At 63.1% G+C, this 21,449-nt stretch carries 21 protein-coding genes, 1 tRNA gene and 1 pseudogene; 11 read left to right on the forward strand and 12 right to left on the reverse strand.

Going from position 1 to position 21,449, the window contains the following annotated elements; genetic code table 11:
- The first annotated feature begins 28 nt into the window (after positions 1-28).
- Positions 29-1,276: a glycosyltransferase family 4 protein gene (locus ACIQUF_RS15320; protein ID WP_403132817.1), complete on the forward strand. Its 1,248-nt coding sequence runs from the start codon at positions 29-31 to the stop codon at positions 1,274-1,276.
- Here ACIQUF_RS15320 and glp read toward each other — a convergent pair.
- Together glp and moaB are read right to left on the reverse strand one after the other, a co-directional pair.
- Positions 1,265-2,491 carry a gephyrin-like molybdotransferase Glp gene (glp, locus tag ACIQUF_RS15325; protein WP_403132819.1) on the reverse strand — a complete coding sequence of 409 codons (1,227 nt, stop codon included), beginning with the start codon at positions 2,489-2,491 and terminating at the stop codon, positions 1,265-1,267. The genes ACIQUF_RS15320 and glp overlap by 12 nt on opposite strands.
- Positions 2,475-3,014 carry a molybdenum cofactor biosynthesis protein B gene (moaB, locus tag ACIQUF_RS15330; protein ID WP_403132822.1) on the reverse strand — a complete coding sequence of 180 codons (540 nt, stop codon included), beginning with the start codon at positions 3,012-3,014 and terminating at the stop codon, positions 2,475-2,477. The genes glp and moaB overlap by 17 nt, the downstream gene beginning before the upstream one ends.
- Before the next feature lie 176 nt (positions 3,015-3,190).
- Here moaB and ACIQUF_RS15335 point away from each other — a divergent pair, with 176 nt between their 5' ends.
- Together ACIQUF_RS15335 and ACIQUF_RS15340 are read left to right on the forward strand one after the other, a co-directional pair.
- On the forward strand, positions 3,191-3,412 hold the full coding sequence (locus ACIQUF_RS15335; RefSeq protein ID WP_027596642.1) for a YgdI/YgdR family lipoprotein: 222 nt from the start codon (positions 3,191-3,193) through the stop codon (positions 3,410-3,412).
- Between the two features lie 81 nt (positions 3,413-3,493).
- A tRNA-Pro gene (locus tag ACIQUF_RS15340) sits at positions 3,494-3,570 on the forward strand.
- A 51-nt stretch (positions 3,571-3,621) separates the two neighbouring features.
- Here the strand turns inward: ACIQUF_RS15340 and ACIQUF_RS15345 are convergent.
- The 3 genes and pseudogenes from ACIQUF_RS15345 to ACIQUF_RS15355 all read right to left on the reverse strand — a co-directional run bounded on the left by ACIQUF_RS15345 (position 3,622) and on the right by ACIQUF_RS15355 (position 7,192).
- Positions 3,622-4,389 carry a methyl-accepting chemotaxis protein gene (locus tag ACIQUF_RS15345; RefSeq protein WP_403133552.1) on the reverse strand — a complete coding sequence of 256 codons (768 nt, stop codon included), beginning with the start codon at positions 4,387-4,389 and terminating at the stop codon, positions 3,622-3,624.
- A gap of 165 nt (positions 4,390-4,554) precedes the next feature.
- A pseudogene (locus ACIQUF_RS15350) lies at positions 4,555-5,337 on the reverse strand (methyl-accepting chemotaxis protein); the annotation flags it as partial.
- 91 nt (positions 5,338-5,428) lie between these two features.
- Positions 5,429-7,192, reverse strand: a complete 1,764-nt coding sequence (locus ACIQUF_RS15355) for an ABC transporter transmembrane domain-containing protein (RefSeq protein WP_403132825.1) — start codon at positions 7,190-7,192, stop codon at positions 5,429-5,431.
- A gap of 202 nt (positions 7,193-7,394) precedes the next feature.
- Here ACIQUF_RS15355 and ACIQUF_RS15360 point away from each other — a divergent pair, with 202 nt between their 5' ends.
- Positions 7,395-7,568, forward strand: coding sequence for a PA1571 family protein (locus tag ACIQUF_RS15360; RefSeq protein ID WP_403132826.1), 174 nt, complete (start codon positions 7,395-7,397; stop codon positions 7,566-7,568).
- A gap of 49 nt (positions 7,569-7,617) precedes the next feature.
- Here the strand turns inward: ACIQUF_RS15360 and pdxB are convergent, their stop codons facing one another.
- The 3 genes from pdxB to rlmM all read right to left on the reverse strand — a co-directional run bounded on the left by pdxB (position 7,618) and on the right by rlmM (position 10,295).
- On the reverse strand, positions 7,618-8,760 hold the full coding sequence (pdxB, locus tag ACIQUF_RS15365) for a 4-phosphoerythronate dehydrogenase PdxB (RefSeq protein ID WP_403132827.1): 1,143 nt from the start codon (positions 8,758-8,760) through the stop codon (positions 7,618-7,620).
- A 60-nt stretch (positions 8,761-8,820) separates the two neighbouring features.
- On the reverse strand, positions 8,821-9,063 hold the full coding sequence (gene tusA / locus ACIQUF_RS15370) for a sulfurtransferase TusA (protein ID WP_403132828.1): 243 nt from the start codon (positions 9,061-9,063) through the stop codon (positions 8,821-8,823).
- Positions 9,064-9,230: 167 nt separating this feature from the next.
- Entirely contained in the window at positions 9,231-10,295 is a 1,065-nt protein-coding gene (rlmM, locus tag ACIQUF_RS15375; protein WP_403132829.1) for a 23S rRNA (cytidine(2498)-2'-O)-methyltransferase RlmM, read from the reverse strand.
- Between the two features lie 222 nt (positions 10,296-10,517).
- Between rlmM and acnA the strand changes: the two genes are divergently transcribed.
- The gene (gene acnA / locus ACIQUF_RS15380) at positions 10,518-13,259 is read left to right on the forward strand and encodes an aconitate hydratase AcnA (protein ID WP_403132831.1); all 2,742 of its coding nucleotides are present in this window, start codon (positions 10,518-10,520) and stop codon (positions 13,257-13,259) included.
- Between the two features lie 108 nt (positions 13,260-13,367).
- Positions 13,368-14,933: a methyl-accepting chemotaxis protein gene (locus tag ACIQUF_RS15385; protein WP_403132833.1), complete on the forward strand. Its 1,566-nt coding sequence runs from the start codon at positions 13,368-13,370 to the stop codon at positions 14,931-14,933.
- A 22-nt stretch (positions 14,934-14,955) separates the two neighbouring features.
- Here the strand turns inward: ACIQUF_RS15385 and ACIQUF_RS15390 are convergent, their stop codons facing one another.
- The 4 genes from ACIQUF_RS15390 to ACIQUF_RS15405 all read right to left on the reverse strand — a co-directional run bounded on the left by ACIQUF_RS15390 (position 14,956) and on the right by ACIQUF_RS15405 (position 17,781).
- Entirely contained in the window at positions 14,956-15,840 is an 885-nt protein-coding gene (locus ACIQUF_RS15390) for a pseudouridine synthase (protein WP_403132836.1), read from the reverse strand.
- Positions 15,841-15,891: 51 nt separating this feature from the next.
- The gene (locus tag ACIQUF_RS15395) at positions 15,892-16,200 is read right to left on the reverse strand and encodes a transcriptional regulator (protein ID WP_403132838.1); all 309 of its coding nucleotides are present in this window, start codon (positions 16,198-16,200) and stop codon (positions 15,892-15,894) included.
- 61 nt (positions 16,201-16,261) lie between these two features.
- On the reverse strand, positions 16,262-16,498 hold the full coding sequence (locus ACIQUF_RS15400; RefSeq protein WP_403132840.1) for a glutaredoxin family protein: 237 nt from the start codon (positions 16,496-16,498) through the stop codon (positions 16,262-16,264).
- A 74-nt stretch (positions 16,499-16,572) separates the two neighbouring features.
- The gene (locus tag ACIQUF_RS15405; protein ID WP_403132842.1) at positions 16,573-17,781 is read right to left on the reverse strand and encodes an ammonium transporter; all 1,209 of its coding nucleotides are present in this window, start codon (positions 17,779-17,781) and stop codon (positions 16,573-16,575) included.
- A 312-nt stretch (positions 17,782-18,093) separates the two neighbouring features.
- Between ACIQUF_RS15405 and ACIQUF_RS15410 the strand changes: the two genes are divergently transcribed.
- The 5 genes from ACIQUF_RS15410 to ACIQUF_RS15430 all read left to right on the forward strand — a co-directional run bounded on the left by ACIQUF_RS15410 (position 18,094) and on the right by ACIQUF_RS15430 (position 21,446).
- Positions 18,094-18,408 (forward strand): YqjD family protein, encoded by a 315-nt coding sequence (locus ACIQUF_RS15410; protein ID WP_403132844.1) that lies wholly within the window; start codon positions 18,094-18,096, stop codon positions 18,406-18,408.
- A 9-nt stretch (positions 18,409-18,417) separates the two neighbouring features.
- Positions 18,418-18,792 carry a phage holin family protein gene (locus ACIQUF_RS15415; RefSeq protein WP_403132846.1) on the forward strand — a complete coding sequence of 125 codons (375 nt, stop codon included), beginning with the start codon at positions 18,418-18,420 and terminating at the stop codon, positions 18,790-18,792.
- Entirely contained in the window at positions 18,789-19,118 is a 330-nt protein-coding gene (locus ACIQUF_RS15420; protein WP_400799309.1) for a hypothetical protein, read from the forward strand. The genes ACIQUF_RS15415 and ACIQUF_RS15420 overlap by 4 nt, the downstream gene beginning before the upstream one ends.
- Before the next feature lie 96 nt (positions 19,119-19,214).
- Positions 19,215-20,546, forward strand: a complete 1,332-nt coding sequence (locus ACIQUF_RS15425) for a deoxyguanosinetriphosphate triphosphohydrolase (protein WP_403132848.1) — start codon at positions 19,215-19,217, stop codon at positions 20,544-20,546.
- 279 nt (positions 20,547-20,825) lie between these two features.
- Complete coding sequence (locus ACIQUF_RS15430) at positions 20,826-21,446, forward strand: response regulator (protein WP_403133553.1); 621 nt, start codon at positions 20,826-20,828, stop codon at positions 21,444-21,446.
- Positions 21,447-21,449: the final 3 nt, after the last annotated feature.

A 21,449-nucleotide genomic window follows, 5' to 3' on the forward strand; every position in this document is an offset into this window, starting at 1 on the left:
CCGCGGCCTTCAGCGAGGATTGTGGTTCATGCGCATACTCTGGACACTGCCCTACCTGCCCTGGCCCACCACCAGCGGCAGCAAGACCCGGCAATACCACCTGCTACGTGCGCTCGCGCAGCATGGCCACCGGATCACCTTGCTGGTGCAGTCGAAGATTCCGCTCAACGATGCCACTCGCGAAGCCCTCGAACCGCTGGTCGAGCGCCTGATCGTACTGCCCCGACGGGCACTGCACAGCCCGCTCAACCTGCTCGCCTCACCGATCATCGACTACCCGATGCGGGCGATCATCAATGGCTTGGCGCCGTGCCTGCGGCACCGCTTCGAACAATTGCTGGACGAGCCTTGGGACGTTATCCAGATCGAGCACAGCTACGGTTTTCAACCGTTTGAAAAGGCCCTGCAGGCGCGCGGCGTGCCCTACATGCTCAGCGAACACACCCTCGAATCGGTGATGGGCGCCGCCTGCCATGACCGCTTGCCCCTGTGGCTGCGCCCGCTCAATGCCTTCGACCGCTGGCGCTATCGCCGCTGGGAGCAACGCGTGCTGCGCCAACCCAGCGAAGTGGTTGCGGTAAGCAGCCATGACGCCGAACTGATCAGCCAGATCAGTGGGCGCCCGGTGAATGTGGTGGTCAATGGCGTGGATTGCGACTATTACCAGGACGTACGCCCGTCCCTGCATAGCCAGCGCCTGTTGTTTGTCGGCAATTTCGAGTACGGCGCCAACCTGGAAGCCATCGAATGGGCGCTGGAAGAAATCCTCCCGCAAGTCTGGATGAGTAATCCTGCGGTACGCCTGGCCATTGCCGGGCATGCCCTGCCGGCCAGCTGGAAGCTGCACTGGAACGACCCGCGCATCGAATGGGTTGGATACCGCCCCGACCTGCGCGAATTGCAGCGGCGCTCGGCACTGTTCTTCGCCCCCTTGCGCTACGCCGGGGGTTCCAAGGTGAAGATCCTCGAAGCCATGGCCGCCGGGCTGCCCGTGATCACCACCGGCAAAGGTGTATCAGGCCTTGCCGTGAATAATGGCGAGCACTACCTGGGTAGCGATGACGGCGGCCAGCTCGCCCTGCTGATAACCCAACTGCTCAACCAGCCCTGGCGCATGTGCCAGCTCAGCGAAGCCGGTCGCCAGTTCGCTCGGCAGCGTCACGACTGGAGCGTGGCGGCACAGCAACTGGAAACCGTGCACATGCGCCTGACCCAGTCGGCACCCGCCGATGCCACGCAACCTGGTGGCGCCTGGCTCGGGCGGTCAACCAAGTAGTTCGCTCAAGGGTATGAAGGGCACGCTGTCACCCTGCTGTGGCGTGCTGCCTTCGCGCACCTCCACCAGGCCCTCGGCCCACGCGGCGCTGCGCAGCACGCCGGAGCTCTGGTTCTTGTAGATCGTGACACGGCCGTTGTCGATACGTGCGCGCAGGTACTCGCGACGGGTACCGGCCTTGGGCCAATCAAACCCCGCTGGCACATCGAAACGCAGCGGTGCGACCTCGGCAACGCCCTGGCGACGCAGTAGGTACGGGCGCGTCAGCAGGCCAAAGGTCACCAGCGTCGAGGCTGGATTGCCTGGCAGGCCGATCACGGGGACGCCTTGATAATGACCAAAGGTCAGCGGCTTGCCTGGCTTGATCGCCAGCTTCCACAACGCCAGCTCACCGGCTTCGCGCAGGGCTGCACCGAGGTAATCGGCTTCGCCCACCGAAACGCCTCCGGTGGATAGAATCAGGTCGACATCGCCCAGGCTGGCCAGGCACTGGCGGGTGCGCACCAGGTCATCGGGGAGAATGCCCATGTCACGCACTTCGCAGCCCAGGCGCTGCAACCAGCTGACCAGCAGGCGCCGGTTGCTGTTGTAGATCTGCCCCGGGCCCAGCGGCAGGCCTGGCTCGACCAGCTCGTCACCCGTCGACAACACTGCCACGCGCACCCGCCGCACCACTTCAAGCTGCGCATGCCCCAAGGTCGCGGCGAGGCCCAGCTCGATAGGCCCCAGGCGCGTACCCGCCGCCATGACCTGCTCGCCCTTGCGGGTTTCCTGGCCCTGAGGGCGAACGTTCTGGTCGAGCCTGAGCGGCTCCAGGAAACGCACCCGGCCATCTTCCAGCACCTCGGTGTTTTCCTGCATCTCGACGCAATCGGCCCCAGCCGGCAGCGGCGCGCCAGTGAAAATCCGCGCGCAAGTACCAGGCTGCAACGGTTCGGGCGCGTGACCGGCAAAAATACGCTGGCTGACCGACAGGGGTTCCCCCTGGCAATCGGCGAGGCGCAACGCATAGCCGTCCATGGCGCTGTTCGGCCAGGGCGGCAAGTCCAGCGAGGCGACCAGATCGGTTGCCAACACACGGCCCTCGGCGTCGGCCAGCGAGACGGTCTCGATGTCCTTGATCGGTGCTGCCTCGGCCAACGCCAGCAACTGCGCCAGCGCGTCCTCCACCGGCATCAGCGGCCGGGCCTGAGGCGCCTCAGCCACGGCTTTCACAGGCCGCTGCCTGCTTCAGGTGCGGAACGAAATTGCATGGACGATGGCGCGCATCCAGCTGCTCGGCGAGGATGCCATCCCAGCCAGTGCGCACGGCGTTGGTCGAACCCGGCAGGCAGCAGACCAGTGTGCCGTTGGCAAGACCGGCCAGTGCACGCGACTGCACCGTCGAGGTGCCGATATCGGCCACTGAAATCTGCCGGAACAACTCACCAAATCCTTCCACCTGCTTGTCCAGCAGGCAGGCCACGGCTTCCGGCGTACTGTCGCGCCCGGTAAAGCCGGTACCGCCGGTTATCAGCACCACCTGCACCGAGTCATCGGCAATCCAGGTGGCAACCTGGGCGCGGATCTTGTACAGGTCGTCCTTGAGCAGCACGCGTGCTGCCAACTGATGGCCTGCAGCGCTCAGGCGGTCGACGAACATCTGCCCTGAGGTATCGGTTTCGAAGGTACGGGTGTCGCTGACCGTCAGCACGGCAATGTTCAGCGCCACGAACGGGGTATCTGCCTTGGCTTTCATGAGTGTCCATCGCAGGGGAAAGGGATGGCCGCATTTATATCACAGGCTGCGGGGAAGCAACCTCGACAGACCCAGGTCAATACCCCGGCATTGACGCTATGCTGCACTGTGAAAGGAACTTGCGCAGACGCCCCGCGTCATAAAGTCATCTAGCACCATCGCACTGGAGAAACACGATGATTCAACGGACCCTTCCCGCCTTCCTGCTCGCCCTGGGCCTGGGCGCCCTCGCAGGCTGCGCTTCGCCTACCGTGATTACCCTGAACGACGGCCGTGAAATCCAGGCAGTGGACACTCCGTCCTTTGACGAGGACTCTGGCTTCTACGAGTTCGAACAACTCGACGGCAAGCGCACGCGTCTGAACAAAGACCAGATCCGCACCGTCAAAGAGCTCTGATTCAGCGCCTTTTTTGAGCACAAGGTCGTGTCACGGCAAGGGCTTGTGCTCGAAAAAACCATGCAGTAGGATTTCGTTCATCGGAGTGTAGCGCAGCCAGGTAGCGCGTCTCGTTCGGGACGAGAAGGCCGCAGGTTCGAATCCTGTCTCTCCGACCAGATCCTGCTAGAAGCCCGCCATGTGCGGGCTTTTTGCTGCCTGCGATTCGTCTATGCGGTCAGCCGCGACGTCACTTCACCCAGTTGTCCCGACAACCCATGCAAACGCTGCCCGGCCTGCTCGGTATGCTGCACCGCCTCCTGGTTGGCAGTGGCGATGCGGGTGATCTCGATCAGGTTGCGGGAAATGTCCTCGGCCACACTGGTCTGCTCTTCTGCCGCCGTGGCGATCTGCCGGTTCATGTCGCGGATGGCTTCCACCGCCGTGGTGATGCGCTGCAACATCTGCCCGGCCTGCTGCACCTGCTCGGCACCCTCCTCGCTGCGCTGCTGGCCGCTTTCGATGGCCTTGACCGCCTCCACCGCGCCAGACTGCACGGCCTCGATGATCTGATGAATTTCAGCGATCGACGCCGCCGTGCGCTGGGCCAGGCTGCGCACCTCATCGGCCACCACCGCGAAGCCGCGCCCGGCCTCGCCCGCACGGGCCGCTTCGATGGCCGCGTTGAGCGCCAGCAGGTTGGTCTGTTCGGCAATGCCGCGGACCACTTCGAGCACCTTGCCGATGCGTGAACTGTCATTTTCCAGGTCGCGAATCACCGCAGCGGTATCGGCAATCTCGCGGTTGACCGCGCCAATGATGTCGATGGTCTGCTGCATCACCTGCTCACCCGACTGGGCGCTGTGGTCGGCATCATCGGCCGCACGGGCGGCCTCGGCGGCGTGACGCGCGACCTCCTGGGCGGTGGCGGACATCTCGTGCATCGCCGTGGCCACCTGGTCGGTGCGCTGGAACTGGTCCTGGGTGCCACGCGCCATGTCACCGGCAATGTTGCGCAGCTGGCCGCTGGCGCCTTCCAGCTCCTGGGCGTTGTCTTTGAGGCGGCCAACGGTTTCGGCCAGGAAATCTCGCAGGGTGTTGGCGGCACGCGCCAGACGGCCCAGTTCATCCTCGCGTCGGCTATCTACCCGGGCACCGAAGCGGCCCTGGCTCAATTGTGCGACATACTCGATCAACTGGCTGATCGGCTCGATCAGGCTGCGGTTGACGCGCCACAGGCTGAACAAGCCCACCAGCAGCGCTGAGCCGAGCATGACCAGCACGCCCAGCCAGACCGTGCGCTCGGCACGGGCATTGATACTGGCAGCGCGTTCACGGGCGTCGCTGCGCAACTGCTCCACCAGCGCACTCATCTGGTCACTGGCGGCGCGGTCGACACCTTTGACCGCCAGGTCGCCGGCCGCCGGGTCACCACCGGCAGCCAGGAAAGCCTGGCGCCCCTTTTCGTAGGCCACACCCAGCTGCCGGTGGCTTTCACGCAGCTGCTGCAGTGGCGCCTTGAGCTTGTCGTCACTGTTGTCGATCAGTTGCCCAAGCAGTTGCTGAACCTGCTGCTCGCGCGCCTGAAACTGTTGCCAGTACTTGTCCAGTTCGGCCGGCTGGCGCCCGCGCAGCAGCACGTTCTTCCACTCCTGCACCTGGATCTTGAACTGCAGGTTGGCTTCATCGATCACTTGCGAAGCGCGCAATGGCCCATCGACCAACTCGGCATAGCCGCGCACGCTGGAAGACAGAAACTGGAAGCACACCAGGGCGATCAGCAGTATCGCTGCCAGGCTGCCGCCAAGCAGAGCGAGAATTTGCACTCGGAGGGATTTACGCAACATCGCGGTTCTCGGGAACAAGGAAGTAGGAATCAGCGCGCCGTTGGCAGCGCCGCGATAGACATCCTTGTCCTCGTTCGCAGGGCAAAAAAAAGCTGCCATCAAGCGATAGCAGCCAGTTCGAGCACTTACACAACAGTTGCAAACGATACTCTCAAGCAATTGCTACAAAAATGTTACAGAGCTACGACGATTACGCTGTGGTGAACTGCAGCGCGGCCAGGCGAGCATACAATGGGCTTTTTTCGATCAGCTGACGATGCGTGCCTACGGCCACTACCCGCCCCTTGTCGATGACCGCAATACGGTCGGCATGCTGCACCGTGGCCAGGCGATGGGCGATGACCAGTGTCGTACGGCCGGCCATCAGGCTTGGCAGCGCTTGCTGGATCAGGTGCTCGCTCTGTGCGTCGAGGGCGCTGGTCGCCTCGTCGAGCAGCAGGATCGGCGCATCAACCAACAGTGCCCGGGCAATCGCCAGGCGCTGTCGCTGCCCGCCGGACAGGCCTACCCCGCCCTCGCCCAGCGGGGTTTGGTAACCCTGCGGCAATTGCCGGATGAATTCGTCGGCATGCGCGCCCCGTGCCGCGGCCTCGACCTCTGCCAGGCTGGCCCCAGGACGGCCGTAGCGGATGTTGGCCTCTACCGTGCCGCGAAACAGCGAAGGGTTTTGCGCGACCAGCGCGAACTGACGACGCAGGTCAGCCAGCGCCAGCCCGGTGATTGGCTGCCCGTCCAGCAGGATGTGGCCCTGCTGCGGGTCGTAGAAGCGCAGCAACAGATCGAACAAGGTCGACTTGCCTGCCCCCGACGGCCCTACCAGCGCCACGGTCTGGCCCGGCTCGATGACCAGGCTCAAGTTGTCAATCGCCGCCACCGATGGCCGCGACGGGTAGGCAAACGCCACCGATTGCAGCTCGATACGCCCGACCGCACGCTGCCCATGCAGTGCAAGCGCCTGCTCCGGCTCGACGATGCTGCTGTGCGCTGCCAGCAGTTCGGCGATGCGCTCTGCCGCGCCCGCAGCGCGCTGCAGATCACCTATCACCTCGCTGAGGGTACCGAAGGCGCTGCCGACAATCAGGCTGTAGAACACGAATGCCGCCAGTTCTCCGGCGGAAATACGCCCCGCGATCACATCCATCCCGCCCACCCACAGCATCACCCCCACCGCGCCCAGCACCAGCACGATCACCAGGGTAATCAGCCAGGCCCGCTGGGCGATGCGCTGACGCGCCACGGCGAATGCCGCTTCGACGGTACCCGCGAACAATTGGCGATCCAGCGCCTGATGGTTGTAGGCCTGCACGGTCTTGATCTGCCCCAGCGTCTCGGCCACATAACTACCCACATCCGCCACCCGGTCCTGGCTCTGCCGCGACAGGCTGCGCACGCGACGGCCAAACAACAGGATGGGTGCCAGCACCAATGGCAGTGCAACCACGACGATGCTGGTGAGTTTCGGGTTGGTGATGAACAGCAACACTACGCCACCGATCACCATCAGGGCATTGCGCAGGAACATCGACAGCGACGAGCCGATCACCGACTGCAGCAAGGTGGTGTCGGCGGTCAGCCGGGACTGGATTTCCGAGCTGCGGTTATCTTCGAAAAAGCCCGGATGCAACCCAATAAGATGATCGAAAACGGCGCGGCGGATGTCGGCCACGCACCGCTCACCAATCCATGAAACCAGGTAAAAACGACTGAAAGTCCCGATAGCCAACGCCAACACCAGCAGCAGAAACAAGCCAATGGTCTGGTTCAACTGGTGCGCAGAACGGGTCATGAAACCCTGGTCCACCAGCAGGCGAATGCCCTGGCCCATGGACAAGGTGATGGCGGCAGTCGCCACCAGTGCCAGCAAGGCCAGCAGCGCTTGCCGACGGTAGGGACGCAAGAATTGCCAACACAGGAGCAAGGCGCGACGCTGGCGAGAAGTAACCGGTTCGGGCATGACAGTGGCCACAGCAACAGAGAGCCTGCAGCCTAGCACTCATCGGGCTGGCCGGTGGCTATAGCCCATCGTTCTAAAACGCCTCTGGAGGTTTGCCGCCGTTTCTGTTGGACTGTCAGTGCCGTGATACCCAAGAGCCACTGTCACAGGCCGGTCACGGCACAGGTTTACCTTGAAACTGGACCTGATGAGGAGACTGTAAATGAGTCTGCAACAAGGCAGCGACACCCAGAAGCCCCAGAATACTCAGCAACCGAAACCCTGCGGGTCGATCATCGACGCTCAGGGCCACGAAGTGCCGATCACCGAGCAGATGATTCAGAAAGCCTGCAAAGACCTTGAGGAAAGCCGGGTCAGAAAAGTGCGTAAGGGCTGAGTGAAGAATTGATTGCAACCCGGCGCACGCGCCGGGTTTTTATTGCCCGTCAGACCACCACGCCGCCCAGTGCACTGACCATCTGAGCCAACTGCGGCGCCTCCCCCCGCAAGCGTACCGCCAGCCCCTCGATCTCGCGCCGTGACGGATACTGCTTGCGCAGTTGATCGAACGCCGCGCGCTGCTCGGCGGCATCGTCACTCAAGCTGCGGCGAAAATCGGCATCGTCGCGGCGCGGGTCGTACACCGCGCGGCACAACATCGCCAGGGCCCAGCCCAGATCCGTTTCAGCATCCAGCTCGATCTGCGCCAGCGGCGGCTTGGGCAGCAAATCTTTCAACTGCACCCGCTCGGGCTCACCGAGGAAGCGGCACAAGGCCTGGTAGATCTGCGCCGTGCCGCGCTGGCGGCCGTCCAGGCTGTAGCCGGCAATGTGCGGGGTGGCCAGGGTGCACAGGTCGGCCAGTTGCAGGTCGACTTGCGGCTCGCCCTCCCACACATCGAGCACAGCGTGCACGTCTTCGCGGTCCAGCAGCAGCTCGCGCAGTGCCGCGTTGTCCACCACCGGCCCACGGCTGGCGTTGATCAGCCACGCGCCGGGGCGCAACTGCGACAGCTGCGCGTCGCTGAGCAGGTGCCAGGTCGGATAGTCGCCGCCGCGTTGCAAGGGGGTGTGCAGGCTGATCACATCGCACTGCTCAAGAACGGTGTCGAGGCTGACGAAGTCGCCACCTTCGGCCGCTTGACGCTGCGGATCGCAGACCAGCACCTTCCAGCCAAGGCCGTGCAGTACACGCACCAGTCGGCCACCCACTTCACCGGCACCTACCACGCCATAGGTACGCTGTGGCAGCGACACGCCATCCAGGTCGGCCAGGGTCAGCAGGCTGCCCAGCACGTAGTCGACCACGCCACGGGCGTTGCAGCCCGGCGCGCTGCTCCAGTGGATACCGGCTTGGGCAAAGTAGTCCAGGTCCAGGTGGTCGGTGCCGATGGTGCAGGTGCCGACGAAGCGCACCTTGCTGCCTTCGAGCAGTTGCCGGTCGACCTTGGTCACCGAACGCACCAGCAGCACGTCGGCATCCTTGACGCTGGCGGCGTCGAGGCTCCTGCCAGGGTAGCGGCGGATCTCGCCAAAGCCTTCGAAGAAGGCATCGAGCAGCGGGATATTCTCGTCGGCAACTATCAGCATGGCGCTCTCCTGTCTGGGGAACGCAGTGTAGGTGCTATGGCAGGCGCGATCCAGCGCGGATCAGTCGGCTTTCTTGCGAATCCAGTACAGGTAGGTGCCCGCCTCTTCCTGCTGTTCCAGCAGCTCATGGCCGAGGAAGTTGCAGAACTTGGGGATGTCGCGACGGGTCGAGGGATCGGTGGCGATGACCTTGAGCAGGCCGCCGGCGGCCAGGTTGCGCACGTGGGTGTGCAGCATCATGACCGGTTCCGGGCAGTTCAGGCCGGTGGCGTCGAGGATGGCATCGGGGGTGAAATCAGTCATGGGGGGCTCCGCAAATGATCGCTATTGTGGCGCATCCTGTGGCGCGGACCAAGAGTACGCTGCATACCCTGTGGGAGCGGCTTTAGCCGCGAAGCAAGCGACGCCGTGGATGGCACCGGCCTTGCCGGTGTTCGCGGCTGAAGCCGCTCCCACCGAGGCCCCAGGTATCAACGCGGCTTCAGGTCCAACCTGCGCAAATGACAGGTCACTTCCTCACGGTCGTGATACAGCTGCTTGCAGGCAATCGACACCTTGACCTTGCGCGCCTTGAACGTCGCCTCCATCCGGTCCAGCAACCGCCGCACCTCGGCATACCGCTGCTTCATCGGCAATTTCAGGTTGACCACTGCCTCACGGCACAACCCCTCACCCAGCCAGGTCTCGATCAGCGAGGTGGTGCGCGCCGGTTTCTCGACGATATCGCAGACCATCCAGTCCACCGGTTGCTTGGGCTGCCAGGTAAATCCGTCGGCCATCAGGTGTTGGACCAGGCCAGTGTCCATCAGGCTCTCGGCCATCGGCCCGTTGTCGATGGCCGTCACCAGCATGCCGCGGCGCACCAGCTGGTAGGTCCAACCGCCTGGCGATGCTCCGAGGTCGACACCGGTCATGTCATCGCCCAGGCGCTGCTCCCACTGCTCGCGCGGGATGAACTGGTGCCAGGCTTCTTCAAGTTTCAAGGTCGAGCGGCTCGGAGCCTCGCGTGGGAATTTCAGGCGTGGGATGCCCATCGGCCACAGTGCGCTGTTGTTCGCCTCGGCAACGCCAAGGAATACCCGACGGCCACTGATGAAGGTCAGCAGCAGGCGCGGCAGGCTGGCGTTGTCGACCAGACGCCCGGCCTTTTCCAGCGCCTTGCGCAACGGCACCTCGAATTTGCGGCAGAAGGTCGACAGCTCTTTGCCGTCATTGCTGTCGAGCACTTCCAGCCACAGGCTGCCGAACACCGGCAGCGCCGCCAGATGTTCCAGCAGCACGCTGATGCGGTCGGTTTCCGGCAATTCGATATAGCTGCCGCGCGCCCACTGGCGCGGGAAGATCAATTGCGCGAAGCGCAGCTGCGTCATCAACTGTTCCGCACCCTCGCTGTCGGCACAGACAAACTCGGCGCAGGCGCTCTGCGGCTTGCCTTTGGCATAGCCGGCAACGCCCAGGTGGGCCGCGTGTTCGCTGATCTCGGCGCAGACCTCGCCCTCGAAACCGGGCCGGCAATGCATGAACAGGGTATTCATTTCTCACTCCACTACGGCTGGCGCGCTACGGGCGCCGGCAGGGCGGCGATGATAAAGGAAGTTCGGAACCTGCGACACGCCCCGCCGGTCCAGAAAAGAGTCAGGGGTGCCAAACAGGGCTAACCTGACCTTTCAGCCAGGTCCGTGCCGTGCGGGCCGAAACACAGCGGTGGCACCGGCCTCACCCGCGAATGCCGGGCCCCGCTGCACAAGGAGTTGGCAATGCCCTCGCTCGATAGCCTGAACACCCTCAAGACCCTCAAGGTGGCTGACCACACCTACCATTACTTCAGCCTTACCGAAGCCGCCGCCCAGCTCGGCGACCTGCAGCGCCTGCCCATGTCGCTCAAGGTGCTGCTGGAGAACCTGCTGCGCTGGGAGGACGGCGAAACCGTCACCGAAGACGACCTGCGCGCCCTCGCCAGCTGGCTGCAGGAGCGCCGTTCCGATCGCGAGATCCAGTACCGCCCGGCGCGGGTACTGATGCAGGATTTCACCGGCGTGCCGGCGGTCGTCGACCTTGCTGCCATGCGCGCGGCCATGGCCAAGGCCGGTGGCGATCCGCAGCGGATCAACCCCCTGTCGCCCGTGGACCTGGTGATCGACCACTCGGTGATGGTCGACCGCTACGCCACACCGCAGGCGTTCGGCGAGAACGTCGACATCGAGATGCAACGCAACGGTGAACGCTACGCCTTCCTGCGCTGGGGCCAGAGCGCCTTCGACAACTTCCGCGTGGTACCACCGGGGACCGGCATCTGCCACCAGGTCAACCTGGAATACCTCGGCCGCACCGTCTGGACCCGTGAGGCCGACGGGCGCACCTACGCCTTCCCCGACACCCTGGTCGGCACCGACTCGCACACCACCATGATCAACGGCCTGGGCGTGCTTGGCTGGGGCGTCGGCGGCATCGAGGCGGAGGCGGCCATGCTTGGCCAGCCGGTGTCGATGCTGATCCCGGAAGTGATTGGCTTCAAGCTGACCGGCAAATTGCGCGAAGGCATCACCGCCACCGACCTGGTGCTGACCGTCACGCAAATGCTGCGCAAGAAAGGCGTGGTCGGCAAATTCGTCGAATTCTACGGCGATGGCCTGGCTGACCTGCCCCTGGCCGACCGCGCCACCATCGCCAACATGGCGCCGGAGTATGGCGCCACCTGTGGCTTCTTCCCGGTCGATGAAGTCACCCTCGACTACCTGCGCCTGTCGGGCCGGCCGGCGCAAACCGTGGAGCTGGTCGAACAGTACTGCAAGGCCCAGGGCATGTGGCGCCTGCCAGGGCAGGAACCGCTGTTCAGCGATGCCCTCGCCCTGGACATGGGCGACGTCGAGGCCAGCCTCGCCGGACCCAAGCGACCCCAGGACCGGGTCGCGTTGGGCCAGGTCAACCAGGCTTTCAACCACTTCATAGAACAGCAGCCCAAGGTACTGGCCAAGGAAGTTGGCCGCCTGGAAAGCGAAGGCGGCGGTGGCGTGGCGGTGGGTAATGCCGACCAGGCCGGCGAAATCGACTACAGCCATGAGGGCCAGACCCACACCCTACGCCATGGCGCGGTAGTGATCGCCGCAATCACCTCCTGCACCAACACCTCCAACCCCAGCGTGATGATGGCGGCGGGGTTGGTGGCGAAAAAAGCCTTGGAAAAGGGGCTGCAGCGCAAGCCGTGGGTCAAGAGCTCGCTGGCGCCTGGCTCCAAGGTGGTCACCGACTATTACAACGCCGCAGGCCTCACCCCCTACCTCGACCAGCTTGGCTTCGACCTGGTCGGCTATGGCTGCACCACCTGCATCGGCAACTCCGGCCCGCTGGACGAAGCCATCGAAAAAGCCATCGGCAGCGCCGACCTGACGGTTGCCTCGGTGCTGTCCGGCAACCGCAACTTCGAAGGCCGCGTGCACCCATTGGTCAAGACCAACTGGCTGGCCTCGCCACCGCTGGTGGTGGCCTACGCGCTTGCCGGCAGCGTGCGCGTGGACCTGACCCGTGATTCACTGGGCACCGGCAAGGACGGCCAACCGGTGTACCTGCGTGACATCTGGCCCACCCAGCAGGAAATTGCCGATGCCGTGGCCAAGGTCGACACGGCTATGTTCCACAAGGAGTATGCCGAAGTGTTCGCCGGTGACGCCCAGTGGCAGGCAATCGAAGTGCCGCAGGCGGCCACCTACGTGTGGCAGGACGATTCCACCTATATCCAGCACCCACCGTTCTTCGACGGCATCGGCGGGCCGCTGCCTGTTATCGAAAACATCCAGGGAGCGCGCATTCTGGCCCTGCTTGGCGACTCAGTGACCACCGACCACATTTCTCCGGCGGGCAACATCAAGGCCGACAGCCCTGCGGGCCGCTACCTGCGCGACAAGGGGGTAGAGCCGCGAGACTTCAACTCCTATGGGTCCCGGCGCGGCAACCACGAGGTGATGATGCGCGGCACCTTCGCCAATATCCGCATCCGCAACGAGATGCTGGGCGGCGAAGAAGGCGGCAACACGCTGTACGCGCCAACGGGCGAGAAGCTGTCGATCTACGACGCGGCCATGCGTTACCAGGCCGATGGTACGCCGCTGGTGGTGATCGCCGGCCAGGAATATGGCACCGGCTCCAGCCGCGACTGGGCAGCCAAAGGCACCAACCTGCTGGGGGTCAAGGCCGTGCTAGCCGAGAGTTTCGAGCGCATCCACCGTTCCAACCTGGTGGGAATGGGTGTATTGCCATTGCAGTTCAAGGCGGGGCAAGACCGCAAGCAGCTTGGGCTTACCGGCAACGAGCGGATCGACGTGCTGGGGCTGGCTGGCGTACAGCTGAAACCAGGCATGAGCCTGCCCCTGCGCATCACCCGAGCAGATGGGCAGCAGTTGGACATCGAAGTGCTGTGCCGAATCGATACCCTCAACGAAGTGGAATACTTCAAGGCAGGCGGGATTCTGCATTATGTACTGCGGCAGTTGATTGCCAGCTGACTTCAGGTAACCGAGGGGTGCTCTGCGCCCCTCGACTAACTTAAATATTCATTCAACAAAAACGCTGACTTGCCGATAAAGGTCGAAAGCCTTGCGGATTACTCAGCCATGCGTAACAACCAGCCGATCACTCAACGGGAACGGACTTTCCCAGCCCAACAACGGTTGATCTCGACCACCAATGCCAAAGGCGTGATCACCTACTGCAACGATGCATTCGTGGAGATCAGCGGGTTCGCGCGCGAGGAGCTGATTGGCGCGGCGCACAACCTGGTGCGCCACCCTGATGTGCCAGCGGCGGTCTTCGCCCATATGTGGCAGACCCTCAAGCAAGGCCAGCCGTGGATGGGCATCGTCAAGAATCGTTGCAAGTCGGGCGACCACTACTGGGTCAACGCCTATGTCACGCCGATCTTCGACAACAACCAGGTCACGGGTTTCGAGTCGGTGCGGGTCAAGCCTACCGCCGAGCAGATTCGCCGCGCCGAAGCGCTGTACCAACGCATCAACCAGGGCAAGACCGCCATCCCGCGCCGTGATCAGTGGCTGCCGGTGCTGCAGGACTGGCTGCCGTTCATCCTGGTCAGCCAGGTCGGTTTCCTGATCGGTAACTGGCTCGGCCATTCCTGGGGCTTCGCCCTGGCTGCCGGCCTGTCGGTGCCGCTCGGCCTGCTTGGCCTGGGCTGGCAGCAACGTGGCCTGAAGCGCCTGCTGCGCCTGGCCGAACAGACCACCTCCGACCCACTGATCGCGCAGATGTACACCGACAGTCGCGGCGTGCAGGCGCGCCTGGAAATGGCCATGCTCAGCCAGGATGCACGCATGAAGACGTGCCTGACTCGCCTGCAGGACAGCGCCGAGCACCTCAGCGAGCAAGCGCGTCAGTCCGATGCACTGGCCCACAAGAGCTCTTCGGGCCTGGAGCGCCAGCGGGTCGAGACCGAACAGGTCGCCGCCGCCGTCAACCAGATGGCCGCCACCACCCAGGAAGTGGCCAACCACGTGCAGCGCACCGCCGACGCTACTCAGGAGGCCAATCGCCTGACCAGCCAAGGCCGGCAGATCGCCGGGGAAACCCGCGACGCCATCGAGCGCCTGTCTACTGCAGTGGGCGAAACCGGCGAGACCGTCACGCAGCTGGCCAAGGACAGCGACGAGATCGGTGGCGTGGTCGATGTGATCAAAGGCATTGCCGACCAGACCAACCTGCTGGCGCTGAACGCCGCCATCGAAGCGGCCCGCGCGGGCGAGATGGGCCGTGGTTTTGCCGTGGTTGCCGATGAAGTCCGCCAGTTAGCCCAGCGTACCGCCGAGTCCACCGGGCAGATCCATGGCCTGATCGCCAAGCTGCAACAAACCGCCAACAACGCCGTGCTGACCATGGAAACCGGCCATCGCCAGGCCCAGGAAGGCGTCGAGCGGGTGATGCAGGCGGATCAGGCGCTGGTCGGGATCAGCGAGGCGGTGGCCAACATCACCGACATGGCGACCCAGATCGCCGCAGCCACCGAAGAGCAGACCGCCGTGGCCGACGAGATCAGCCGCAACATCAGCACCATCGCCACGTTGGCCGACGAAACCGCCGAACAGGCGCAGCACTCGGCGTTGCTCAGCGAAGAACTGACCACCACAGCCGGTGGCCAGTACTCGCTGGTGGAGCGGTTCAACCGTTGATGCAGGGGGCGCCTCGCGCGCCCTACCACTCCAGCGTCAGGCGGCTCTCGAAGTAGCGTTCCTCGCCCGTCAACGGATCGGCAAAGCGCAAACTGTGCGCCAGCAGTTTCAGCGGCTGCTGGTAATCATCTTCTACCTGGCGCAACTCGGGGTAGAACGGGTCATTGCAGATCCCTGCCCCCAGCGCCGCCATGTGCACCCGTAGCTGATGCGTCTTGCCGGTGACCGGCGAAAGCCCATAACGCCACAGCTCGCCATTTTTCTCCAATACCTCGGCCAGGGTTTCGCTGTTGTCCTCCCCTGGCACCTCGTGCATGCGGAAAAACGGCTCGCCATGCACCAGGCGGCTTTTGTGCACCAGCGGAAAGTTATGCTGCGGCAAGGCGGCGGCGATCGCCTGGTAGCGCTTGTCGATGCGCCGCTCGGGGAACAGCCGCTGGTAGGCGCTGCGGGTTTGCGGGTTGGAAGAAAACAGCACCAGCCCAGCGGTGTGCCGGTCGATGCGGTGCAGCGGCACCAGGTGCGGATTATCCAGGCGACGGATGAGCCGGCGCAGCAAGGTGTGCTCGACGTACTCGCCCGTCGGCGTCACCGGCAGGAAATGCGGTTTGTCCGCCACCACAAGATGCTCATCCACATGCAGGATGGTCTCCTCCACCGGGATCGGCCGCTCGTTGGGCACTTCACGAAAATAATGCAGGCGCATGCCACGGCGGTAAGGAAGGTCGGCGGCGACTGGCTGGCCTTGTGCGTCGAGCACGCGGCCGCGGGCAAAACGGTCCAGCCATTGTTCACGCTCGATCGCCTTGAAATGGTCGCACAGGCAGTCGAGCACCGTTGCCCAGTTGCCAGGTGGCAGGCAAACCGTGCTGGCTTGCTGGCGGGCGGGGTCGAAAGGCGTGGTCATGGCGAGGCTCGGCACAGGCAGGGCCGCGCATTATCCCCCAAGCCCGCTCACTCAACCAGCCTGCACCGCACCTTCGCTGCGCGCCTTCAACCAGCGCAACACCTGCACCGGCTCCCAGCGGGCGGGATCGTACAGTGCGTACAGCAGGCCTTGATAACCCACCACGTCCAACCCGCGGTGGTAACCGGCGCGCTGGAACAAGGCTTCGATCTCGGCGAAGCAGGTATTGAAATGGACCTTGCCGAACGGCGTGCGGTCATCGGTGACCAGGCCTTCGAGGCGCAGTTCCAGCACGGCGTCACACACCCGCTCGACCGGCATGCGGTTGACGCTGTACTTGAGTTGCTCGACGTTGAGCATGGGCTTACCTCGATACTGTATTTATATACAGCATACGAAGATGATCACCTCGCCGTCAATTCTAGGTGAGGAAGGCCACCACTTGCTCGGCATCGAACGGCCAATGCAGTTCGGCTGAATTGTCACAACGCCGCAGTACCGGGATGATCAAGCCATAGCGTTCAAACAGTGCTTCGCTGTCGGCGATATCGACCAGTTCGACCAGCAAACCATGGTCAACGAAAGGCATCAGTACGGCTTCGGCCACTTCGCACAAGTGGCACCCGAGAGTGCCGAAGAGTTGGCATTCAGGCAGCATGGGGCGGGACTCGGTTTGGCGTGGATGAGAAGCCTATTCTAGGTCGCAACCGCCCCCTCTGCACCTGGCCTCGCTCAATCCTGGCTGGTAGCGCCGATGCGGTGGATCGACAAGTCGGCGCCCTGGAATTCCTGCTCGTGGCTCAGGCGCAGGCCATGCACCGCCCTGATCACGCCATACACGGCAAAACCACCGAGCAGCGCGACGATCACCCCCGCCAGGCTGCCGATCAGCTGGCTGACCAGGCTGACCCCACCCATGCCACCCAGAGCCGCCTGGCCAAAGATGCCGCAGGCAATCCCGCCCCACACCCCACAGAGTCCGTGCAGCGGCCAGACACCCAGCACATCATCGACCTTCCAGCGATTCTGCGCGGCGGTAAAGCTCCAGACGAACAGCACACCGGCCACAAGGCCCGTAGCCAGCGCGCCAATTGGGTGCATCAGGTCGGAGCCGGCACAAATCGCCACCAATCCCGCCAGTGGCCCGTTGTGCAGGAAGCCAGGGTCGTTGCGCCCGGCCAGCAACGCCGCCAGGGTGCCGCCGACCATGGCCATCAGTGAGTTTATCGCCACCAGCCCGCTGACGCCCTGCAAGGTCTGCGCACTCATGACGTTGAAGCCGAACCAGCCGATGATGAGGATCCAGGACCCCAACGCCAGGAAAGGAATGCTCGACGGCGCGAACGCCACCAGTCGACCGTCCCGATAACGCCCGCGCCGCGCGCCCAACAGCAGCACCGCAGCCAGCGCCAACCAGCCGCCCATGGCGTGCACCACCACGGAGCCGGCAAAGTCATGGAACGGCGCGCCGAAGCGGGCATTCAACCAGTCCTGAACGCCGAAGTTGCCATTCCACACCACGCCTTCGAAGAAGGGGTAGATGAACGCCACGATCAACGCCGTGGCGCACAACTGAGGCACGAACCGCGCACGCTCGGCGATGCCGCCGGAGATGATCGCCGGGATTGCTGCGGCAAAGGTCAGCAGGAAGAAGCACTTGACCAGCGCATAGCCGTGGTCGGCGGCAAGTTCTGACGCCGGGTGCAGAAAGCTCACACCGTAGGCGATCCAGTAACCGATGAAGAAGTACACCAGGGCAGAAACGGCGAAATCGCTGAGGATTTTCGACAAGGCGTTGACCTGGTTCTTGTGGCGTACGGTCCCCACTTCGAGAAACGCGAAACCCGCGTGCATGGCCAGCACCAGAATGGCGCCCATGAGGATGAACAGGGTGTTGGAACCGTGGACTAGAGAGTCCATCGCGCTGTGCATGTTTTCCATGAAAAAGGCAGACCTGCTGAAAAAGGCACCAGGACAGTTCAAGAACCCGCATCCCTGCACCGAATCGGTGCCAACCTACTGCCCCGTTGCGGCCAACCGGGCGAAGCCTGCATGGTTTTCTTGGGTTTGTCGTGGATTGGGTTAAGGTTTAACGGTATCCGCCGGGGTCGGCGCCCGAAATTGGCGCAACGCTCCGGTCTACGCCCCGCGTTGTGGCAACCTTCGTTAGCAAGGCCCATACCAGCAAGCGCAGTGAACCTTCCGCGCATCGGACAACTCGATATACCTACACACCTACACAGGGAGAGCACCATGGCCAGCAAATCGGCAAAGACTGCACAAGAGATATTGATGGCTGACTTCCAGGCCTTGGTCCGTGACACCGAGAAACTCCTGGCCGACACCGCCAACCTGGCAGGCGATCAGGCCGATGAGCTGCGCGAGCAGATCCACGACCGACTGACCCAGGCCCGGGAAACCCTGCAACTGACCCAGGACTCAGTCCGCGAACGCGGCCAAGCCGCCCTTGGCAGTGCCGAGCACTACGTTCAGCAAAACCCTTGGCAAGCGGTGGGTATTGCCGCAGGCGTGGGCTTGCTGATCGGCCTCTTGGCCAACCGGCGCTGAGGAGCTCCCATGGAAAATGACGCCATGGGCACCGGCGCCTCGGGCAGGCGCCTGGGCGCCGCCGTGCTTGGGCTGCTGCACAGCCATATCGAACTGTTCGGTATAGAACTGCAGGAGCAGAAGGGCCGAACCCTGAGCCTGTTGTTGTTCGCCGGCCTGGCATTGGTCTTTGCGCTATTGCTACTGACAGCGCTGTCGGGGCTGCTGCTGGTGCTGCTGTGGGACAGCTATCGTTTGGCCGGCATCATCGGCCTGTGTGTGTTCTACGGGATCGCCGCACTCTACTGTGGGCTACGACTCAAAGCCGCCGTGTTCGATGAGTCGTCACCGTTCGGCGCCACCCTCGAAGAACTTGCCAAGGACCGGGAGCGCCTGTTGCCATGAACCTGCCTGAACTACCGAATACCCGTAACCCAAGGGAACTACGCAAGGCCCTGCTGCGCCTGCGCATGGAGATGCACCGCCAGCAGATCCGCGTCGAATCAGGGCAGATGCTCGAACCCCTGCACCGCCTGCGCGGTGTCGGCGGCTCGCTGCAGGATGGCCTGGGCATCAAACACGCACCCCTGTGGGGAATTGGCGCGGTGGTGGCGCTAGGTTTCCTGACCGGCAAAGGTGTGCGCAGCGGTAACCTGTCGCGCTTGGTACGCCTAGGCAGCAGCCTGCTGCCACTGGTGAAGCTGTACCTGCAGGGCGGGCGACGCCCTTAGGTGTACTACCCCGGAAACAGGCGGTGCCGATTCGCCACTTGCACAGCGCTCGCCGACGCGTGAAGCTACGCCCTTCGATCGACAGGAGACCGCGCCTTGGACTGGCACACCCTGCTCACCCGCGAGCGCCTGGGCAAAGCCCTGTACAGCCCCGAGGAACTGGGGCGCAGCCCCTTCCACAAGGACCACGACCGGATCATCTTCTCAGGCGCGTTCCGGCGCCTGGGGCGTAAGACTCAGGTCCACCCGGTATCGAGCAACGATCATATCCACACCCGCCTGACCCACTCCCTTGAAGTCAGCTGCGTTGGCCGCTCATTGGGCATGCGCGTCGGCGAAACCCTGCGCGATAGCTTGCCCGACTGGTGCGCCCCCAGTGACCTGGGCATGGTCGTGCAGTCCGCCTGCCTCGCCCACGACATCGGCAATCCACCTTTCGGCCACTCCGGTGAAGACGCCATCCGCCACTGGTTTCAGCAGGCTGCAGGGCGCGGCTGGCTGGATGACATGAGTGACGACGAGCGCGCCGACTTTCTCAACTTCGAAGGCAACGCCCAAGGTTTTCGCGTACTCACCCAGCTTGAGTATCACCAGTTCGACGGTGGTACGCGGCTGACCTACGCCACCCTGGGTACTTACCTGAAATACCCATGGACTGCCCGGCATGCCGATGCCCTGGGCTACAAGAAGCACAAGTTCGGCTGCTACCAGAGCGAACTGCCGCTGCTTGAGCAGATCGCCCAAAAGCTCGGCCTGCCATTGCTTGAGCAGCAGCGTTGGGCGCGTCATCCCCTGGTCTACCTGATGGAAGCCGCCGATGACATCTGCTACGGGCTGATCGACCTTGAAGACGGCCTGGAAATGGACTTGCTGGACTACGTCGAAGTGGAGGCGTTGCTGCTTGATCTGGTGGGCGATGACCTGCCCGAAACCTATCGCCAGCTCGGCCCTTCAGACTCCCGCCGGCGCAAGCTGGCCATTTTGCGCGGCAAGGCCATCGAGCATCTGACCAATGCCGCCGCCCAGGCTTTCGTCGAGCAGCAACAGTCCCTGCTCGCCGGACAGTTGAGTGGCGACCTGGTCGAGCACATGCACGGCCCGGCCAAGCGCTGCGTGCTGCAGGCCAAGGACATGGCTCGCAACAAGATTTTTCAGGACAAGCGCAAGACACTACACGAAATTGGCGCCTACACCACCCTGGAGATCCTCCTCAACACCTTCTGCGCCGCCGCGCTGGAGCAACATGGCGGACGCACCCCGTCATTCAAAAGCCGCCGCGTGCTCGACCTGATCGGCAATAACGCGCCGCATCCAGAGGATTCACTGCACAAAGCCTTCTTGCGCATGATCGACTTCATCGCCGGGATGACCGACAGCTATGCCAGCGAGATGGCTCGCGAGATGACCGGGCGCTCCAGCCCCACCTGACCTCCAGCGCTGTTGCCTGCACTTCGGGTTGGTAACAGCGCTTCTTGAAAGAAATTTCCTACAAATACGAAACAACTTTAAACATGCCCACCAGATACAAATAAATAGTTACCAAATCTCTATTGACGAAGAGTTAAACAATTACATTTCGTAGCCCTTGGTGCGTTCCTTTGTAAGCCATTTCCCATAAACGTTTAATCGCCACTCCTCATACCCCAGACCGAGTACAACTGAGTTAAGGTGCATCCTGCCTCGTCATCCGCCGCAGGGAAGTTGAACATGCATTCCGTATTTATTGTCGATGATCATCCGGTCATCCGCCTGGCAGTCCGTATGCTGCTTGAAAATCAGAACTATAAAGTCGTGGGCGAATCGGACAATGGCGTGGACGCCATGCAGATGATCCGCGAAACCCTCCCCGACCTCGTGATTCTCGATATCAGCATTCCCAAGCTGGATGGCCTGGAAGTCCTGGCCCGCCTGCAAGCAATGTCCCTGCCACTGAAGGTACTGATCCTTACCGCGCAGTCGCCTGCGCTGTTCGCCGTGCGCTGTATGCACTCAGGCGCTGCCGGCTACGTGTGCAAACAGGAGGACCTCAGCGAGCTGCTCAGCGCGATCAAGGCCGTACTTGCCGGATACAACTATTTCCCCAGCCAGGCTATCCATAACGGCCTCGAAAACGCGGACACCGACCTTAGACTTTTCCGCCAGGTCAATGATCGAGAATTGATGGTATTGCAACTTTTCGCCCAGGGGCGCAGCAACAAGGAAATTGCTAAAGGTATGTTCCTGAGCAACAAGACTGTCAGCACTTACAAAAAGCGCCTGATGCAAAAACTTCAGGTCGATACCTTGGTCGATCTAATCGAAATGGCCAAACGCAACGCGCTGGTTTGAGGC

The sequence above is a fragment of the Pseudomonas sp. NPDC090233 genome, assembly GCF_044772285.1.
In the GTDB taxonomy this organism is placed as follows: domain Bacteria; phylum Pseudomonadota; class Gammaproteobacteria; order Pseudomonadales; family Pseudomonadaceae; genus Aquipseudomonas.

Coding starts and splice junctions, on each gene's coding strand:
- ACIQUF_RS15320 (WP_403132817.1), top strand. CDS start 29: ATGCGCATACTCTGGACACTGCCCTACCTGCCCTGGCCCACCACCAGC.
- moaB (WP_403132822.1), bottom strand. CDS start 3,014: ATGAAAGCCAAGGCAGATACCCCGTTCGTGGCGCTGAACATTGCCGTG.
- ACIQUF_RS15335 (WP_027596642.1), top strand. CDS start 3,191: ATGATTCAACGGACCCTTCCCGCCTTCCTGCTCGCCCTGGGCCTGGGC.
- ACIQUF_RS15345 (WP_403133552.1), bottom strand. CDS start 4,389: ATGGCGCGTGGCACCCAGGACCAGTTCCAGCGCACCGACCAGGTGGCC.
- ACIQUF_RS15355 (WP_403132825.1), bottom strand. CDS start 7,192: ATGCCCGAACCGGTTACTTCTCGCCAGCGTCGCGCCTTGCTCCTGTGT.
- ACIQUF_RS15360 (WP_403132826.1), top strand. CDS start 7,395: ATGAGTCTGCAACAAGGCAGCGACACCCAGAAGCCCCAGAATACTCAG.
- pdxB (WP_403132827.1), bottom strand. CDS start 8,760: ATGCTGATAGTTGCCGACGAGAATATCCCGCTGCTCGATGCCTTCTTC.
- tusA (WP_403132828.1), bottom strand. CDS start 9,063: ATGACTGATTTCACCCCCGATGCCATCCTCGACGCCACCGGCCTGAAC.
- rlmM (WP_403132829.1), bottom strand. CDS start 10,295: ATGAATACCCTGTTCATGCATTGCCGGCCCGGTTTCGAGGGCGAGGTC.
- acnA (WP_403132831.1), top strand. CDS start 10,518: ATGCCCTCGCTCGATAGCCTGAACACCCTCAAGACCCTCAAGGTGGCT.
- ACIQUF_RS15385 (WP_403132833.1), top strand. CDS start 13,368: ATGCGTAACAACCAGCCGATCACTCAACGGGAACGGACTTTCCCAGCC.
- ACIQUF_RS15390 (WP_403132836.1), bottom strand. CDS start 15,840: ATGACCACGCCTTTCGACCCCGCCCGCCAGCAAGCCAGCACGGTTTGC.
- ACIQUF_RS15395 (WP_403132838.1), bottom strand. CDS start 16,200: ATGCTCAACGTCGAGCAACTCAAGTACAGCGTCAACCGCATGCCGGTC.
- ACIQUF_RS15400 (WP_403132840.1), bottom strand. CDS start 16,498: ATGCTGCCTGAATGCCAACTCTTCGGCACTCTCGGGTGCCACTTGTGC.
- ACIQUF_RS15405 (WP_403132842.1), bottom strand. CDS start 17,781: ATGGAAAACATGCACAGCGCGATGGACTCTCTAGTCCACGGTTCCAAC.
- ACIQUF_RS15410 (WP_403132844.1), top strand. CDS start 18,094: ATGGCCAGCAAATCGGCAAAGACTGCACAAGAGATATTGATGGCTGAC.
- ACIQUF_RS15415 (WP_403132846.1), top strand. CDS start 18,418: ATGGAAAATGACGCCATGGGCACCGGCGCCTCGGGCAGGCGCCTGGGC.
- ACIQUF_RS15420 (WP_400799309.1), top strand. CDS start 18,789: ATGAACCTGCCTGAACTACCGAATACCCGTAACCCAAGGGAACTACGC.
- ACIQUF_RS15430 (WP_403133553.1), top strand. CDS start 20,826: ATGCATTCCGTATTTATTGTCGATGATCATCCGGTCATCCGCCTGGCA.